Source organism: Paraburkholderia aromaticivorans (assembly GCF_002278075.1).
Taxonomy (GTDB): domain Bacteria; phylum Pseudomonadota; class Gammaproteobacteria; order Burkholderiales; family Burkholderiaceae; genus Paraburkholderia; species Paraburkholderia aromaticivorans.
In genome coordinates, this window is the sequence record NZ_CP022990.1 from 1,432,446 (window position 1) to 1,450,244 (window position 17,799).

Sequence of the window (17,799 nt, forward strand, 5' to 3'; positions counted from 1 at the left end):
GGCGTGGCCTTGCGTGGCCTCGCGGCGTTGTGCGTTGCTTTACCCGCCTGCGGCGCCGCGCGCCGCAGGCGTCAAAACCTCACTCAGCCGGCCGCAGCTTCTTGACCTCGGCATCCGAAGGCTGAACGCTCGCGCCGTCGATATACCGGTACGACGTCATCACTCCCTTGCCGTCCTTCAACCCCGTCACGCCGACGTATGCGCCCATGGTCGACTGATTGTCCTGGGCCCGATAGGTGATCGGCCCGAACGGTGTCTCCACGCCGAGGCCCTTGAACGCGGCGGCGAGCTTATCCGGATCGACCGACCCGGCCTTCCTGATCCCGGCGGCAATCGACATCAACGCCGAATACCCCACTACCGAGCCGAGCCGCGGATAGTCGTGATACCTGGCCTGATAGGCATCGACGAACTTCTTGTTGGCCGCCGTATCGATCGAATACCACGGGTAGCCGGTGACGATCCAGCCGGTCGGCGCTTCGGCGCCCAGCGGATCGAGATAATCCGGCTCGCCCGTCAGCAGGGACACCACGCTGCGATCCTTGAAGAGTCCACGCGTATTGCCCTCGCGCACGAACTTGCCGAGGTCGGCGCCGAACAGCACGTTGAAGATCGCATCGGGCTTCGCATCCGCAATCGCCTGGGTCACCGCGCCCGCATCGACATTGCCGAGCGGCGTGGCCTGTTCGGCGACGAATTGCACGTCGGGCTGCGCCGCCGTCAGCAGTTTCTTGAAGGTGGCTACCGCTGATTGCCCGTACTCGTAGTTCGGATACACCAGCGCCCAGCGCTTCTTCTTCAGCTTGGCCGCTTCCGGCACGAGCATCGCCACCTGCATGTACGTGGAAGGACGCAGACGGTATGTGTATTTGTTGCCGTCCGCCCACACGATCTTGTCCGTCAGCGGTTCAGCGGCGAGGAAGAAGATCTTCTTCTGCTTCGCGAAGTCGGTCAGCGCGAGGCCGGTGTTCGAGAGGAAGCCGCCGAACAGCAACTGCACCTGCTCGCGCGCGATCAGTTCCTGCGCGACGCGAATCGTGTCGCCGGGGTTGCCGTTGTCGTCGCGCGATACCACTTCGAGCTGTTTGCCGAGCACGCCGCCCGCGGCATTCACCTGGTCGAGCGCGAGATTCCAGCCGTTCTTGTAAGGCCCGAGAAAGGCGGGCTGCGCCTTGTAGCTATTGATCTCGCCGATCTTGATGGTCTGTTGTGCGCTCGCGCTCAAAGCGGCGAGCGACAGTAGCGTCGGCACCATGAGGCGAGTCATCCATCCTGCGCGCGTGGTCATGCGTTTCTCCGTTATCAGAAGGATTGCGGGAATACTGGTCGTTGTTATCAAGCCTTAGAAGGGCTCGCGACGCATCGCGATTCAATCGGCGCGCGGCGTCGCGCGGATCCGGGCGACGCTCGCCGTAACGTCCTGCCAGGCCGGCTTGCCGCCGGCGAACTGCTGTCGCAGGTAAGCGACGAGTTCGGCGACCTGGGCGTCGTTGAAACTGTCGCGGTAAGCCGGCATCGTACCGAGTTCGGGCCGCGCAGGCGAGCCGATGCCGTCGAGGATCACGCGAATCAGGTTATCAGGCGTCGCGCTGTGCAGATTCGTATTGAGCGCGAGCGATGGATGCGCGCCGAACAGTTGCGGCCCGCTGCCGGTGTGATGACAGGCGGCGCATGCGCCGTCGAAGAGCCGCGCGCCGAGGCCGGAAGGCATGCCGGAGATCGCGCTGGCCTGTTCGGCCTGTTGCGCCATCGCTGCCGGATTCGCGTTGGGTTCCAACGGATTGAGCGACGCGAGATACGCGGCCATCGCGCGAATATCGCTGTCGGGCAGCGCCGCCAGATCGCCGACGACCGGCGCCATCGGCCCCGCCGCGACGCCGTGCAACGGCGCGTGGCCGTAGCGCAAATAGCTGAACAGTTCGTCCTCGCTCCAGGGCACGGGCGCATTCGAAAGCGTCGATAAGGCGGGCGCTTCCCAGCCTTCGGCAATGCCGCCGCCCATGAACGCCGCGCCGGTTTTCTCGGCGCCGAATGCATTGCGCGGCGTGTGACACGCGCTGCAATGGCCGAGCCCATTCACCAGATACGCGCCGCGATTCCATTGCGCGCTTTGTGCCGCGTTGGCGGTGAAGGCCGTGCGTCCGAGAAAGAGGCCGTTCCATGCCGCCATCAGCGGACGCACGCTGAACGGATACGCCAGTTTCGTTTCCGGCGGACGTGAACGGACCGGCGTTTGCGCCATCAGATAGGCATAGAGCGCTTTCAGATCGTCGTCGGACACGTTCTGGAACGAGGTGTACGGGAAGGCCGGATAAAGACGATGGCCATCGCGGCTGATGCCTTGCCGCATCGCCCGCACGAACGCTTCGAGCGACCAGGTGCCGATGCCGGTCTGGCCGTCCGGCGTGATGTTGGTGCTGTACACAGTGCCGAAGGGCGTCTCGAGCGGCTTGCCGCCGGCGTTCGGCACGCCGTTGTGCGCGGTATGGCAAACCGCGCAATTGCCGAGCGACGCAAGCAGTTTGCCGCGCGCCACGAGCTCCGGCGCAAACGCGCTCGCGAGCGGCGGCGCGATCGGCGCGATCGGTGCGATAGCGTGCGGCGCGAGCGAGAATGCGCCGAGCCAACCGACTGCGCCCGCCGCGACAGTGCCGAGAAAACCCCATCGCCAGCGCCTCTTCTTACGCGCCGCCTTGTCTTCGGCTTGCGCGTCGGCGAGCGCGGCGCGGATCGTTTCCGGCGTGAAAGGCGGCCGCCGAAATCGCACGCCCGTGGCGTCGAAAAGTGCATTGGCTATCGCCGCCGCGCCGGGCAGCGACGCGGATTCGCCCGCGCCCATCGGCGGTTCGCCGTGGCGCGGCATCATCACCACGTCGATCACGGGGACTTCACGGAAGGTCAGGATCGGATAAGCGCCCCACTCCTGGCTCGTCACCGCGTTCTCGCCGAACGTCACGCGCTCTTTCAGCGCGCGACTCGTCGCCTGGATCACGTTGCCGTGTATCTGATGACGCACGCCGTCGGGATTCACCATCGTGCCGGTGTCCTGGCCGACCACCACGCGCGTCACCGCGAGCTCGCCGCTCCTGCGGTTGACTTCCACGTCGGCCACCCACGCGGACCACGCCGCGCCGAAGCCGGGAAATTTGCTGTGCACGTAGCGCGCGTAGGCGATGCCTCGTCCGCGCGCGATATCGCCCGCTTCTTCTTTTGGTTCGGTATTGCGCGGTTGCCAACCGGCCTTCTCCGCGACGGCCTTCACCAGTTCTATCGCGCGTGGATCGCGCAGGTGCTGCAATCGAAACTCGACCGGATCGACGCCCGCCTCGACCGCCAGTTCGTCGATGAACGACTCGTGCGCGAACGTGTTCGGCAATGCCGATACCCCGCGCAACCAAGACGCCCGCACGATCGGCGGCGTGTCGTCGCAGACGACGCGCATGGTGCGGTAGTCGTACGGCGGCACGGCCGTGCGGTCGCCCATTTCGAACACTTGCGGCTGCGCGGCGATCGTGCCGGTCAGGAGCAGCGCCAACGTAGGCGCATCGTTGGACGGATAGCGGGTGGCGAAGTCGTACGCGGCCAGTTCGCCCTCGGCGGTCAGTGCGCCGTGCACGTCCATCAATTGCGCGGCGCCTTTCGGCTCCCACGCGTGCTCGTCTTCGCGCGAAAGTTGCACACGCACCGGACTGCCCGTGGCGCGCGAGAGCAATGCGGCGTCGGCGGCGACATCGTCCGCGCAATTGCGGCCGTAGCAGCCCGCCGCGTCCATCCGCACGATCTCGATGTTCGCCTCGTCGATGCTCATCAGCAACGCGAGATCGGCGCGCAGCGAATGCGGATTCTGCGTGCCCGACCAGACCTTCAACGCGTCCTCGCGATAGTCGGCCACCGCGCAAGAAGGTCCAATCGATGCATGCATCTGGAACGGCCACACGTAGGTGCGCTCAAGCGTGCGGGCGGGGTCTTGCGCCAGCGCTGCATCGACATCGCCCTCGATCACCAGGTCGCGCCGTGTGGCCGGATTCGCCCGCAAGGCCGCTTCCACTGCCTCGCTGGTGTCGAGCGACGGCAAGCCGTCGACCGCTTTCCATTGCACGCGAAGCCGCTTCGCGGCCTGCTGCGCGACTTCCTCACGCTCCGCCACGATGCCGACGAAATCGCGAACCACCACGACCTTCACGATGCCAGGCAAATCGCTGACCGAATCTTCATCCACGCGCAGCAGACTGTTGCCCATGAAGTCGCCCTGCGCGACGCCGGCATAGGGCGGGCGCACCACGCGACCGTGCAGCATCCCTGGCACCCGCACGTCGTGCACGAAACTCAACTCACCGGCGGCCTTCGCCGGAATATCGATGCGCGGCGCGCTTCTGCCAACGACCCTGTACGTGTCCGGAGACTTCAGCGGCGCTTGCGTGTCGAGCTGCAATTCGACCCGTTTGCCGCTGATCAGATCGCCGTAGCTGAGGCCTTTCGCAGCGGTGTCGCCGTCGCGTTGAAAAACGACACCGTCGCGCACGTCGAGTTGCTCGGCGCCAACGTTGAACCGCGCCGCCGCTTGCGCCAGCAGAAATTGCCGCGCCTGCGCGGCGGCGTGCCTCAACGGCACCGCCGATATCTGGATCGTCGCGCTGGCGATCGTCGGCCCCTGATTCGGCGCTTCACGCGTATGGCCGAGCACGATCGACACGCGCGTGAGCGGCACATCGAGCTCTTCCGCGACGATCTGCGCGAGCGCCGTGCCGATGCCGGTGCCCAGATCGACGTGGCCGTTGAACGCCACCACGCTGCCGTCGTCGCGCACCACGAGGAACAGGTCCGCTTCGGTCGGCACGAACGACGAACGCGAGCCCGGCTGACCGAGCGCCGGCTTCACCGCCGCTTGCGGCGGCCGGGTGACGATCAACACGCTCTGCGCGTCGTAGAGTTGCTGCCGCGAGGGCGGCGCGGCGCGTCGATCGACGCTGAAATCCGGCCCGCTCATGCACGCCCTCCTTCGTGCAAGGCTGATTGCGCGGCCGCTCGCGCAGCAAGCAATTCAGCGGCGCGCTGCACCGCGCGCACGATCTCGACATGCGTGCCGCAACGGCACAGGTTGCGCGACAACTCGCGCCGGATCGTCTCGACGCCCGGATGCGGATCGCGATCGAGCAGGGCCTTGGCCGTCATGATCATGCCGTTCAGGCAATAGCCGCACTGCGCGGCCTGTTCTTCGATAAACGCCTGCTGCACCGGATGCAGCGCGGCGCGCGTGCCCAGTCCTTCGAGCGTGGTGATCTCGCGGCCCAAGGCGACCTTTGCGGTAGTGACGCAGGCACGCGTCGGCACGCCGTCGAGCAGCACCGTGCACGCGCCGCATTCGCCGAGACCGCAGCCGAACTTCGGACCGTTCAGCGCGAGGTCGTTACGCAGCAGGTAGAGCAGCGGCGTGTCGGCGGCGGCGCTGACGAGATGCGTCGCACCGTTCACCTTCAGCGTAAGCGGCGCCGGGCGGTTCATGAGCGTGCCGGCCCGTGTATGCGACGCGTCTTCACAGCACCACCGGCACTTCGGTGGCCGGAGGCGTATTGCGGCTGCGCCGGCAGCGGATCAGGCCGTCGATCATCACCATGCCCACACCCGGAATATCGCCGAGCTGCACGCTTTCGAGCAGCGTATCGGCCGCCGTATGCTGTGCGCGATCCATGAATACGAGGTCCGCGGGACGGCCCACTTCAATCAGCCCTTGCCGCAGATTGCGTTGACGCGCGGTGTTGCCGGTCGCGAAACAGAAGGCGGTCTCCGCCGGCACGTCGGCGAGGCTGGAAATCAGCGCGATCATGCGCAGAATGCCGAGCGGTTGCACGCCGGAACCGGCGGGACTGTCCGTGCCGAGAATGATCCGGTGCGGACACTTCAATTCGATCGCGTGGCGCGCGGTCAGCAGCGCAATGCGCTCATTGCCGTTGTGGACGATTTCCAGCGCGCGGCTCGACTGTTCGCACAGGTCGCACACATGCCGGTAAGACAGCGACGTATGGCCGCCGTTGATGTGGCCGATCACGTCCGCGTCGGCGGCGAGCACCACGTCGCGATCGATCAGCCCGGAGCCGGGAATCGACGGGCCGCCCGTGTGAATCGTGCTCTGAATGCCGTACTTGCGCGCCCATGCGACCATCTGCGCGGCTTCCTCGCCACCCTTCACACTGCCGAGGCCGACTTCGCCGAGCAGTTTGACGCCTGCTTCGGAGAGTTCCTTGAAATCCTCTTCGACCATCCCCTTCTCGATCACCGGCGCGCCCGCCATCACCTTGACGCCGCCGCCGACACCCGCGCCGCGCATCCCCTCGAACGAGCGTTGCGCGGTAATGGCGAGCGCCTTCACGCCGAGCACGTCTTTCGGACGGCCGGGCAAATGCACTTCGCCGGCGGAAATCATCGTGGTGACGCCGCCGTTCAGATTCGATTCGATCCAGCCCATCTGATTCTGGCGCGGCGTCCAGTCGCCGAATACCGGGTGCACATGCGAGTCGATCAGGCCGGGCGCGACCGTCGTGCCTTTGCAATCGACCGTCGTGCGCGCGCCTTCGAGATCGCAGTCCTTTTCGCGGCCAACCGCGACGATCACGCCGTCGTCGATCACGAGCGTGTTCGCGTCGAGAATCGGCTGATCGATGTCGCCGGATAACAGCAGCCCGATGTTCGTTACCGCGACCTTGCCCGACAAGCCTGTCAACGTCTCTGCTGCCATCTGCCTCTCCTTTCGCAACGACTGCCCGGCGCTCACGAAGTGCCACAGCGTGCACTTCGCACGCGCCAATGGAAGAAATCACACGCTCAGATAAGCGCGCCTCACTGTTTCGTTCTGTGCGAGTTCGCCGATCGTGCCGCTAAAACGGATCTGCCCTTTCTCGAGCACATACGCGCGGTCGCTGACCAGCTCGGCAAAGTGCAGATTCTGTTCGGACAACAGAATCGACAGCCCTTCGCGCTTGAGTTCGAGAATCATGTTCGCCATCTGCTCGACGATCACCGGCGCCACGCCTTCGGACGGTTCGTCGAGCAGCACCAGATAGGGATTGCCCATCAACGTGCGCGACACGGTGAGCATCTGCTGCTCGCCGCCGCTCATCTGGCCGCCCGGACGCTGCGGCATTTCGCCGAGATTGGGGAAGAGCCGGAACAGCTTTTCCGGCGTCCACTGCGGTGCGCCGTCGCGCGGCGGCTGACGGCCGGTGTCGAGGTTCTCCATCACGGTCAGATCCGCGAACACGCGCCGATCCTCGGGCACGAAGCCCATGCCCATGCGCGCGATCTTGTACGGCGGCAACGCCGCGATGTTCTGGCCGCGAAAACTCACTTCGCCGTGGCGGCGCGGCAGCAAACCCATTACCGCTTTCATCGTGGTCGATTTGCCGGCGCCGTTGCGGCCCATCAGCGCCACGACTTCGCCGCGGCCAACTTCGAGGCCGACGTCGAACAGAATATGCGCGCGGCCGTAGAACGCGTTAAGGCCGGAGACCTTCAGCATCGGCTCGCTCATGGCCGCGCTCCGTGTCCTTGATGGCCGCCCGCTGCCTCGTGCAGCGACGCGTGCGGCTGGAAGGTTTTGCCGGTGCCGAAATAGACTTCCTGGACGCGCGGGTCGTTGCGGATCGACTCGGCGTCGCCCTCGGCGATCAGCTTGCCACGCGCGAGGACGATCATGCGATCGGCGTAGGCGAATACGACGTCCATGCTGTGTTCGGTAAACAGCACGCCGATCTTGTGGTCGGTGACGAGACGCCTCGTCAGCGCCATCAATTCGTTGCGCTCCTTCGGCGCCATGCCGGCGGTGGGTTCATCCATCAGCAGCAGCTTCGGGCGGTTGGCGAGCGCAATCGCGAGTTCGACGCGCTTGACGTCGCCATAAGCGAGCACGCCGCACGCGCGGTTCGCCTCCGCGGCCATGCCGACCTGGTCGAGCAGCGCGAGGGCTTCGTCGGCGTAGCGCGAACGGGTGGGCTTCCATAGCCCGAAGGTCTGGCGTTCGCGCGAGACCAGCGCCATCTGCACATTCTCGATCACGGTCATGGAGTTGAAGGTCGCGGCAATCTGAAAGGTGCGGCCCACACCCAGCCGCCAGATCTCACGCGGACGCATGCCGACCAGTTCCTGACCGTCGAGACGAATCGACCCGGACGAAGGCGGCAACTGCCCGTTGACCATGTTGAAACAGGTGGACTTGCCGGCGCCGTTCGGCCCCAGCAGCGCCAGCAACTCGCCGGCTTCGAGATCGAACGAGACATTGTCGACCGCCTTGAGGCCGCCGAACGATCTGGAGAGACCGCAGACGCGCAGCAAGCTCATAGCCCCTCCTTGATCGCCGCGCGTTGCGACGGCGAGACGGCGCTGGGCGCCGCCGGGTCGACGGTGTCGTCGCCGAAACGCTCGCGAATGAAGCCGACGATCCCCTGCGGAAACGCGATCACCAGCAGCAGGATCGCGACGCCGAGCAGCGCCTGCCAGTAGTCGGTTTGCCGCGCGACGGTGTCCTGCAGCCACGTGAACACGGCCGCGCCCACAATCGGTCCGGTGAGGGTCTGCAAGCCGCCGAGCAGCACCATCACGAGGCCGTCCACGGAACGGCTTACGCTGATCACTTCCGGCGAAATCGTGCCCTTCGAGAACGCATAGAGCGAGCCGGCGAGACCGCAGAACAACGACGCGATCACGAACCCGGCCCATTGCACGCGCTTCACGTCGATGCCGATCGCCTCGGCGCGCAATACGGAATCACGCGAAGCACGCATGGCGTAACCCAGCGGCGAGAACAACAACTTGCGCAACAGCCACACGCCGACCACGGCGCAGGTGAGCGTCAGATAGTAGAAGGCCACCGGCGAAGACAGCCAGTTCGACGGCCATAAACCGAGAATGCCGTTGCTGCCGCCCGTCACGTCGTCCCACTGGAACACCACGGACCAGACGATCTGCGCGAACGCGAGCGTCAGCATGGCGAGATAGACGCCGGAGAGGCGCACGCAGAACCAGCCGAACACCAGCGCGCCGGCCACGGCCAATAGCGGGCCGAGCAGCAAGGCGGCTTCCATCGGCAGACCGAGCACTTTGAGGAACAGCGCGGCGCCGTATGCACCCAGTCCGAAGTACGCGGCGTGGCCGAACGAATGCATGCCGCCCGGTCCCATGATGAAATGCAAACTCGTCGCGAACAGCACGGCGATCAGGATTTCGACCAGCAGCACGGGCACGTAGGGAAAGGCATTCGCCGCCAGAGGTGCGAGAACGAGAACCAGCAACGTCAGGGCGGCCAGCCACTTGAGGCGTTTGCCCGCCGGACGCAACGGCGTTTCCGGCGCGCCCATGCCGCGGACCGCGGCGCTCGCGCGGCCGAGCAAACCCCAGGGACGCACCACCAGCACGACCGCCATCACGACGAATTCAGCCACGAGCGTAAAGCGGCTCAACGACAGGCCGACGCCGAAGATCGTCACATGGCCGATGCCGATGCACAGCGCCTTGATCTCCGCGATGAGCAGCGCGGCGATGAACGCACCCGGAATCGAACCCATGCCGCCGACCACTACCACCACGAACGCATTGCCGATCGTCTCCAGATCCAGCGACAGATTCGCCGACATGCGCGGCCCTTGCAGCGCGCCGCCCAACCCGGCGAGAAACGCGCCGACGAAAAACACCCCGGTAAACAGCCACGCCTGATTGATGCCGAGCGCACCGAGCATCTCGCGATCCTGCGTGGCGGCACGCACCAGCGTGCCCCAGCGCGTGCGCGTCAACGCGTACCAGAGCAGCAGCAACACCACGGGTCCTATCACGATCAACGCGATGTCGTAGGTGGGCAGCGGATGGCCGAGGAAATCGACCGCGCCCGCCAGATGCGGCGCACGCGGTCCGAACAGGTCTTCCGGGCCCCACAGCCAGAGCGCGGCGTCGCGAAAGATCAGCACTAGCGCAAACGTGGCGAGCAGATGAAACAGCTCGGGCGCCTGGTAGATGCGGCGCAGAACCACCACTTCGACCAGCGCGCCCAGCACCGCGACCACCAGCGCCGCAGCCAGCACCGAGAGCCAGAAGCCGCCCGCCGTGTGTCCGAAGCGGCTCGCGATGCTGTACGCGACATAGACGCCGAACATATAGAAGGACCCATGCGCAAAGTTGACGATACGTGTCACGCCGAAGATCAGCGACAAACCGGCGGCGACGAGAAACAGCGTCGACGCGTCGGCGAGTCCGTTGACCAGCTGTACCAGCAAATTCGAAAACATCGCGACCCTCGGCAGCTTGCTGAACCGTGCGGGCGCGGCGTTGGCGCATCCGACACGATCAGCAGACGTTGCAACGCGTGCGGCACCATGCGCGCACGCGTCAACTGCAGGACAGTAACAGCCCAATAACCGGATGCAAACTCAGCGCAGCCCGTCTTCGCCTTTGATCTCGCTCACCTGCAAGCCGCCGATGCGCGGCAGCGGCCGCCCCGACGCCGTCACCGCGACGGCCACGACGATCTCGTTCGCGCGCGGCGCGTCCGATACGCGCGCCTCGATCGCGTCGAAATGACTGCGCACGAAGGCGGCGTCCTTGTGGCCGAGCGGCACGTCGATCGCGGTGCCGAGCGTGCCCATCTTCTTCGCCGACGGCACCAGTGCCGCCCCCTTCTCCACCGCCGCCCGCAACGGCGCGCCGAGCTTCGGATGCAGGATCGCGGCGGCATGCTCCAGTTCGCCCGCCTCGCCGACGACGGCGGCCTTGCCGTAGCTTTGCGCCTCGCCCGGCGCGATACCCAGCGCTTCCACGCACTTGTTGCCGAGCAATGCACCCAATTCTTCGCCCGCTTCGATCAGCGCGTCGAGCCTCGCTTCGTAGCGGCCCGCGTAGGGATTCTCGATCACCGCGATCGCGACCGCGCGGCGAGCCGGCGGCTCGACGGCCTGGCCCATTTCAATGCGTGTTTCATCCACTTGCACGATCAGCTTGCGAAGCTTGATTGCCATTTCGCTCTCCGAGTTCCGATGTCTGCCCAGCGTGATTTCAGTGCGCCAATCAGGCGCCGCTCAACGCAATCCGTCCTTGCCCACGATCGCCTCTTTCGCGAGGCCGCCGACGCGCGCATGCACACGCTGCCCCGTGCTCATCGCGAGGATATAGACCAGTTCGTCCGCGGCGGGCGCGCCGGGCACACGCACTTCGATCGCGTCGAAATGGCTGCGCACGTAGCTCGCGTTGACGTGCGTGAGCGGCACGTCGAGCGCGGTGGACGGCGCGCCGACCTTCTTGGTGGACGGCACGATGGCGTTGGTCGGCACGCCGTTCTTCTCCAGCAACTCGCGCATCGCATAGCCGCCCGGCACATGCCACAGCGCGCCATGCTCCAGTTCGCCGCGCGAGCCGACAATCGCGCCCTTGCCGTAACTCTCGATCGACGCATGCGGCACCGCCATCGCCGCCAGCAACCGTTGCGCCATATCGAAGCCGATCGGTTTGAGCGCTTCCATCGCGTGCTCGATGTTTGCTTCGTAGCGGCCGGCGAACGGATTCGTCATCACCGCGGCAATCGCGCCGCGCCTGAGTGGCTGCGCGGGCGCGGGGCCGAACTCGTGGAAGATATCTTCGACGTGCGTCAGCACGCGGCGTATTTCGAACACGGAGCCTCCGTTCTTATCTGCGCGCGCTGCGTGAGCAACCCGCCTGTGTGAAGAATGCCGGCAACGCGCACCCGCCCTTGCAGGAATAACGCGGCGCCCTCGATCAAACCCTGGTCGAGCAGGCGCTGGGCGGCCTCGACACCGCGCGCCAGCGCGAAATCGATCAGCGGCTGCGGTAAGGACGGCACGTCCACGGTGACGAGCTTGTCGCCGAGGTCGGTATCGTCTTTCAACGACGAAGCCGGACGCCGCAAAATACCCGCGTGCTCCGCGTCGACAGCGTTGGCGATCATGGTCGCCGCGGCATCCGCGGTGGCGGCGTCGCGCGCGAGCACGGTGACGCTGTCGGCGATGCCGAGACTGAAGCTGCGCCCACGCCAACCGCTCGTCGCTATGCCGCGAACCGGCTGGCCGGCTTCGAGCGTCAGGTTGGCGTCGAGCGTTTGATCGTGCGCCGGCCGTACGGGCGAGAACGAAGCCAGATCGGCGAATACGCCGACCCGGTATTGCTGCCCTTCAGTCAGGTAAAGCGCAATGTCGCCGCCGTTGTTGATGAAGGCGCGCGAGATGCCCTCGCGCGCGAACGTCGTCATCAGTTCATCGGCGACGCCGCCCGCCACCGCGGCCATCGGCGTGATGTAGCGCGCTCGGTGAGGATGACAGGCCGACCACATGCGGCGGGCAACCGGGCCTTGCAACTGCGTGTCGTTCAATGCGGCTTCGGCGGGAATGGGTTGCCGAAGCCGCTGCAACTCGCCGACCAGTTCCGGCAACACGCCGACAAAACGCGCCCAGCACGCCTCATACGCGGCCTGCACCGCCGGGGGCGTGCCGTCCGCGCTGAGGATCAGATCGATCGGCCCGTGCTGCCAATGCCAGCGGGTCGCATCGAGTCGGGTGCGGGTGGGATTCATCGGGTCCGTTGCATGCGTTGCGTTCGTGGCGTACGTTGGATTGGCGCGCTCGGCACCGTCAACCGAGCATCGGCGGCATGGCGGGCGGCCATGGGTTGTCGGGATTGCGGGCCAGGGTGCGGCGCGCGAGCGGCGCGCCTTCGGTATGTTCCGGCCCGTTGGCGAGGACGCTCTCCAGCGAACGTACCGCGTCGAGATGACCGCCGAGATCGCGATACGCGTCGTACTTCATGGTGAATTCGATCGGCGCGACAATCGCCGGCGTCGGCACCGTGCCGAACGAACGGTCGGGCATGCGCGAGACATCGACCATCACCGTGATGCCGCCGCCCGGCCACACGTAAGCCGGCGCGCCGCCGCAGGTTACGTTGACCAGCTTCTGCTTGATGGCGCGCGTGAGCAGCACCGGGTTCTCCGTGGCGCCCGCTCGCAGACTGCCGCCCGCTCCGCCTAGAAACAGCACGGTGGCAAGCGACGGCTCGCAGTTCTCACTGATCCGATCGACCGTGCGGCGCACCGCCTCCGGCATCGCAGCGATACGCGGGACGAGATCCCGATCGAGTTCATACCACCTTGCGTGCTCGCCGGTGGTCGACACGATCAGCAAGCGCATGCCCGGTCTGGCGACGGCAGGATCGAAGCCTTCGACAATCGCGAGCGGATCCTGAATGTCTGTCCCGCCCCAACCGGTGCCCGGATTGGCCACCTGAAAATAGCGGCCCGGCGTCGATTTGCGCCCGCGAATCTTCAAGCCTGAGCGCGTCATGCCGAGGCAGCGCCCGGCCTGATGTTCGGTGAGCACGCCGGTGATGTGGTCGTCGACGACTACCACTTCGTCGGCAAGACCGAACCATTGCTTCGCGAAGATGCCGATGGTCGCCGACCCGCAGCCCACGCGCATGCGCTGCTCCTCGACACCGTCGACGATCGGCGCGGCGCCCGCGCGAATCACGAGACTCGCGCCGCCGTCGATGCTCAGCTCCACCGCCTCCTTGTTGCCGAGCGCGAGCATCATGTCGCACGTCACGCGCCCTTCTTTCTTGCTGCCGCCAGTCAGATGATGCACGCCGCCGAGGCTCAGCATCTGCGAGCCGTATTCGGCCGTCGTCACATGGCCGACGATCTCGCCCTGGCAGCGCACGTTCGACTGCTCCGGCCCGAGGAAACGGTCGGTATCGATCTTCACCTTGAAACTGCAATAGCTGAAAATGCCTTCGGTAACGACCGTGATCATGTCGACGTCGTCGAGCTTCGACGCGACGATAAACGGCGCGGGCTTGTAGTCGGGATAGGTGGACGATGCGCCGACGCCGGTCACGAACAACGCCTGGCCGGCCGTGGCGTCGTGCGCTTCAGGCGGTGCGCCAAATGCAATCGCGGGAGTTGCGCTGCCCGCCCCCGCCTCGGCTGTTGACGGCGCGCGCGACAGGAACACCACCGGATCGACGCGAATCAGCCGCCCATCCGAATTGGCATAACGATCGCATGCGCCGGTGCGCCCTTCGGAGATCTGACACAGCACTGGGCAGGCATTGCATTCGATCTTGTTCGACGCCATCCGCTCGCCGCGCGGCGGCGCCTTTTCGAGCACAGTCGGGCCCGGCGTCGAGGCGGTTTCGCCGTCGACGCCGTCCGCACCGAAATCGACCTTCGTATGTTCTGTCATGGCGGGGCTCCCCATACGACAACATTACAATCGGTCCCGCTCCGGCTGACGAATCGTCCTTTTTTAAAGGTACTTTCGCGTGATCCGCAACTTTCCATGTAGCGATCACTCACCGTTTGTGTAGTATCCGCTACACCAAATTCGTTAGAAATCTACTCGATCAATTTAGTCTGCGCAACGAGTTTACCGGCATGCGCCCGATTGGTGCAGCGCGGCATGGCCGCGTGCATCACGCTTCAATCTACGCCGAAGTGAATGATCGCGCAGCGCATGCCGCAACGGTTCGCGCGGGCTGTATGATAAAGGCGCGCCCGTGCCTGGCCGGCCGCGGCGCATGCTGTTCAACCTGACGCAAACAAGAGACCCCAGACCGCCATGAGTCCCACCGCCGCCCGCAAACCGGGCGCTCCCGGCATTCGCGCGAAACAGGCGCAGGACACGCGCGCCAAGATTCTGAAAGCGGCCATCAAGGTATTTGCCAAGCAGGGCTATGCGAGCGGCCGCGTGGAAAGCATTTCGAAGGCGGCACGCTCGCACGATCGCATGATCTATTACTACTTCGGCAGCAAGGAACAGTTGTTCGTCGAAGTACTGGAAACGATCTATACGCAATTCAACGAGGCGGAAAGCAAGCTCGATCTCGACCTGGCCAACCCCGTGCGTGGGCTCGAACAGATGGTCGAATTCGTCTGGCAGTACTACCTCGATCATCCCGAGTTCGTCACGCTGCTCTCCAGCGAGAATCTGCATCAGGGTAAGCACGCGAAGAAATCCTTGAAGCTCAAGGAGATTTCAGGCTACGCGATTTCGGTAGTGCAAAAGTTATTGGATGCGGGGCAGGCGCAGCAGGTTTTTCGTGCGGATGTCAAAGCGCGCGACGTGTATTTGATGATCGCGTCGCTTGGGTATTTTTATAACGCCAACCAGTACACGTTGGGCGCGTTTCTTGGCGAGCCGGTCATGGACAAGGCGGCGCTCGAGCATTGGCGCGAGGTGATCAAGGATACGGTGTTGCGCGCGGTGAGAGCGAGCTTGCCGGTGGACGAGGTGGCCAGAACGGCGAGGCAGAATGGCGAAGCGTAGCGCCAGCCGTGCTCGCTGAAATCCAGCCGACGAGAGTGGCTGACGCTCACGTCGGCATGTATGGCGAAACAGCGCTTTACCGGCAAGAACGCGCTACACCTGAAAATGATCCCGCAAAACGCTGACAATCCGTCCGGACGCAAGGCCGTCGCCATAAGGTGACACGCCTCGCGCCATACGCCGGTATTCGGCGGGGTCGTCGAGCAGCCGCTGTGCGTTCAGGACAATATCGGCATATTCGGTCCCCACGAGCTTGACGACCTCCTGCGCGACCGCTTCCGGCCGCTCCGTCTCGCGCCGCAGAACGAGCACGGGTTTGCCGAGCGCGGGCGCCTCTTCCTGTACTCCGCCGGAGTCGGTCAGAATCAGATAGGCACGCTTCATCGCGGCCACGAACGGCAAGTAATCGAGCGGCTCGCAAAGCGTGATTCGGGGATGGTTGTCCAGATGCGCATAGGCCGCTTCACGCACGTTCGGGTTCGGATGAACGGGATAGAGAATACGGACGTCGTGGTTGTTATCCGCGATCGTTTTGATTGCTCGCAGAATGTTTTGAAAAGCTTCGCCAAAATTCTCGCGACGGTGCGACGTCACCAGAATCAATCGGCCGCCCCCTTTGAAAGGCAGCGCTGCGTCGCACCGCCCGGCCACCTCCAGCAAGGCGTCGATAACCGTGTTCCCGGTGACGAACACACTCGCCGCATCGATACCTTCCGTGAGCAGATTGCGTTTCGCTGTCTCAGTCGGTGCGAAATGCCAGCGCGCAAGCCGACTTGCAACCACACGATTCATTTCTTCGGGAAACGGATTGGAAAGATCGCCTGTTCTGAGACCGGCTTCGACATGGCCGACCGGCACGCGCCGGTAAAAGGACGCAAGCGCCGCCGTCAGTACGGTGGTCGTGTCGCCCTGCGCGAGCAGCACGTCGGGCTGTTCGGCGGCGAGCACCTCATCGAGCCGAACCATGAGCCGCGAAGTCAACATCGGCAACGACTGATTGGGCTGCATGATGTCGAGGTCGATATCGGCTTGAATCTCGAACAGGCGCATGACCTGATCGAGCATGCCGCGATGCTGCGCGGTCGCCAGAACGCGGCAGTCGGCCCACGCTTCGCGTTGCAACTGCTTGACGAGCGGCGCCATTTTCACGGCCTCAGGACGGGTTCCGATAGTAACGATGATCTTACGTTTCTTCACAGAGTCTTCCGGTATTGAACTTGAAAGGTGATGCCTGAACAGGTCATGATCGACCAGCCAGGCGGCGCACTGCGCATCTGAACCGCCATGTCTTTGAGCGAAGCATCATGTCCCTTTGATTGGCGGCGCCGGCCGCAAGCGCTCGCGCCTCGGTCAGGAGCCTCGCACAATCCTCGCTTTCGATACGCAACCGTTCAATGCGGGCATGAAGCGGGCTGATCGCCGCGGACAGGGCGCCACATTCCTCCTTCAGTACGACGATGGTCTGCTCGCGTTCGGCGTTGGCCTGTCTCAGTTCGACGATCGTCCGGTCCTGCTCCGCACTGGTCTGAACGAGCTTGGCGACTGCCTCTTGCGACTGGACGAGCCTGTCTTGCTCTGCGTCGCGTTCTGCGCGCACCTCCTGGAGAGTCTGCAGAGCCGACTCGAGCTGCGCGGTCGTCGCAGCTTGCTCGCTACGAATCCGGGCAAGCTGCGACGCACCTTGCGCTCTGTCGGCGGCGTTCTGTTGGACGATGACCTGGCTACGTTCCTGTGCGAACGCTTCGTAGGTATCGTCTCCGACAAAGAAATTGCGCAGATCCGGCCGGGTTTCACCGAGTGACGAAAGCCTCGCATAAACAAGCAGGATCTGCTTACCGTTCCAATAGTCGATATTCACCTTCGCGGCGTTCACGACGCGGCAGGCTACGGCGGCGAAGCCCGGCACCGGGCACACGGGAATGTTGTCGAGGTCGAACGTGAAAAAATGCTCGGGGATCCGGTCATATTCCTGAAATGGCAGAAGCAGAACCAGAAAGCGCCTTGTATGCGCCGCGAGACGCGCCACGACGTCAAACGGGCGATCGAAGTGCTCCAGCGTATTCGACGAAAAAATGACGTCGTAGTCGTCGAGTTGGTCGAGCGTCTGCGCCTTGAAGCGTCTGTTGGGAAAAGACGCCTGAGCCTTGCCGATGGCAACTTCCGATATATCGACTCCGGTAATGGAGTTCACACCGAGCCATTTGCTCAGTTCGTCGACACCCTGTCCTTCCGCACAACCCCAGTCACAGATGTTGCATTGCTCCCGCAACACCAGGTCTTTGAGCCAATCCGGCATCAGCCTGGCCGCAATCATCGCGAAAAATCGCGTTTGCCCATGTCCACCGGCGGACACCCAGTCGGTCGTAAAACGGTGGTCCCAGTACTGCTTTGAGTTAATGTCTGTCATCAGGCGGCTTGTCGGTCTGTCCATACCATCGAATTCAATGCGCGAACGCTGCGCTGCTCGCCAGCGTTGCCGATACGATCAAAG

At 64.5% G+C, this 17,799-nt stretch carries 14 protein-coding genes; 1 reads left to right on the forward strand and 13 read right to left on the reverse strand.

Annotation, left to right across the window (positions count from 1 at the left end):
• Nucleotides 1-79: 79 nt before the first annotated feature.
• The 11 genes from CJU94_RS26110 to CJU94_RS26160 all read right to left on the reverse strand — a co-directional run bounded on the left by CJU94_RS26110 (nt 80) and on the right by CJU94_RS26160 (nt 14,225).
• Nucleotides 80-1,288, reverse strand: a complete 1,209-nt coding sequence (locus CJU94_RS26110; RefSeq protein ID WP_095421525.1) for an ABC transporter substrate-binding protein — start codon at nt 1,286-1,288, stop codon at nt 80-82.
• 81 nt (nt 1,289-1,369) lie between these two features.
• Nucleotides 1,370-4,987: a molybdopterin cofactor-binding domain-containing protein gene (locus tag CJU94_RS26115; RefSeq protein WP_095421526.1), complete on the reverse strand. Its 3,618-nt coding sequence runs from the start codon at nt 4,985-4,987 to the stop codon at nt 1,370-1,372.
• Nucleotides 4,984-5,502 (reverse strand): (2Fe-2S)-binding protein, encoded by a 519-nt coding sequence (locus CJU94_RS26120; protein ID WP_095421527.1) that lies wholly within the window; start codon nt 5,500-5,502, stop codon nt 4,984-4,986. The genes CJU94_RS26115 and CJU94_RS26120 overlap by 4 nt, the downstream gene beginning before the upstream one ends.
• 31 nt (nt 5,503-5,533) lie before the next feature.
• Nucleotides 5,534-6,733 carry an amidohydrolase family protein gene (locus CJU94_RS26125; RefSeq protein ID WP_095421528.1) on the reverse strand — a complete coding sequence of 400 codons (1,200 nt, stop codon included), beginning with the start codon at nt 6,731-6,733 and terminating at the stop codon, nt 5,534-5,536.
• A 78-nt stretch (nt 6,734-6,811) separates the two neighbouring features.
• Nucleotides 6,812-7,525: an ABC transporter ATP-binding protein gene (locus tag CJU94_RS26130; protein ID WP_095421529.1), complete on the reverse strand. Its 714-nt coding sequence runs from the start codon at nt 7,523-7,525 to the stop codon at nt 6,812-6,814.
• A complete protein-coding gene (locus CJU94_RS26135; protein ID WP_095421530.1) occupies nt 7,522-8,331 on the reverse strand; it encodes an ABC transporter ATP-binding protein in 810 nt (269 codons plus the stop codon). The genes CJU94_RS26130 and CJU94_RS26135 overlap by 4 nt, the downstream gene beginning before the upstream one ends.
• Complete coding sequence (locus CJU94_RS26140; RefSeq protein WP_095421531.1) at nt 8,328-10,268, reverse strand: ABC transporter permease; 1,941 nt, start codon at nt 10,266-10,268, stop codon at nt 8,328-8,330. Before CJU94_RS26140 ends, CJU94_RS26135 begins: the two co-directional genes overlap by 4 nt.
• Nucleotides 10,269-10,409: 141 nt before the next feature.
• Entirely contained in the window at nt 10,410-10,994 is a 585-nt protein-coding gene (locus tag CJU94_RS26145; protein WP_095421532.1) for an amino acid synthesis family protein, read from the reverse strand.
• Between the two features lie 60 nt (nt 10,995-11,054).
• Complete coding sequence (locus CJU94_RS26150) at nt 11,055-11,645, reverse strand: amino acid synthesis family protein (protein WP_095421533.1); 591 nt, start codon at nt 11,643-11,645, stop codon at nt 11,055-11,057.
• Entirely contained in the window at nt 11,621-12,559 is a 939-nt protein-coding gene (locus CJU94_RS26155) for a UPF0280 family protein (RefSeq protein ID WP_095421534.1), read from the reverse strand. Before CJU94_RS26155 ends, CJU94_RS26150 begins: the two co-directional genes overlap by 25 nt.
• Nucleotides 12,560-12,617: 58 nt before the next feature.
• The gene (locus CJU94_RS26160) at nt 12,618-14,225 is read right to left on the reverse strand and encodes a 6-hydroxynicotinate reductase (protein WP_095421535.1); all 1,608 of its coding nucleotides are present in this window, start codon (nt 14,223-14,225) and stop codon (nt 12,618-12,620) included.
• A gap of 375 nt (nt 14,226-14,600) precedes the next feature.
• Between CJU94_RS26160 and CJU94_RS26165 the strand changes: the two genes are divergently transcribed.
• Nucleotides 14,601-15,308: a TetR/AcrR family transcriptional regulator gene (locus CJU94_RS26165; protein ID WP_095421536.1), complete on the forward strand. Its 708-nt coding sequence runs from the start codon at nt 14,601-14,603 to the stop codon at nt 15,306-15,308.
• Nucleotides 15,309-15,401: 93 nt separating this feature from the next.
• On the opposite strand, the gene wecB is transcribed toward CJU94_RS26165, so the two are convergent.
• Both wecB and CJU94_RS26175 read right to left on the reverse strand, forming a co-directional pair.
• Nucleotides 15,402-16,505, reverse strand: coding sequence for a non-hydrolyzing UDP-N-acetylglucosamine 2-epimerase (gene wecB / locus CJU94_RS26170; RefSeq protein ID WP_095421537.1), 1,104 nt, complete (start codon nt 16,503-16,505; stop codon nt 15,402-15,404).
• A gap of 43 nt (nt 16,506-16,548) precedes the next feature.
• Nucleotides 16,549-17,739, reverse strand: a complete 1,191-nt coding sequence (locus CJU94_RS26175; protein ID WP_244221079.1) for a class I SAM-dependent methyltransferase — start codon at nt 17,737-17,739, stop codon at nt 16,549-16,551.
• Nucleotides 17,740-17,799 lie beyond the last annotated feature (60 nt).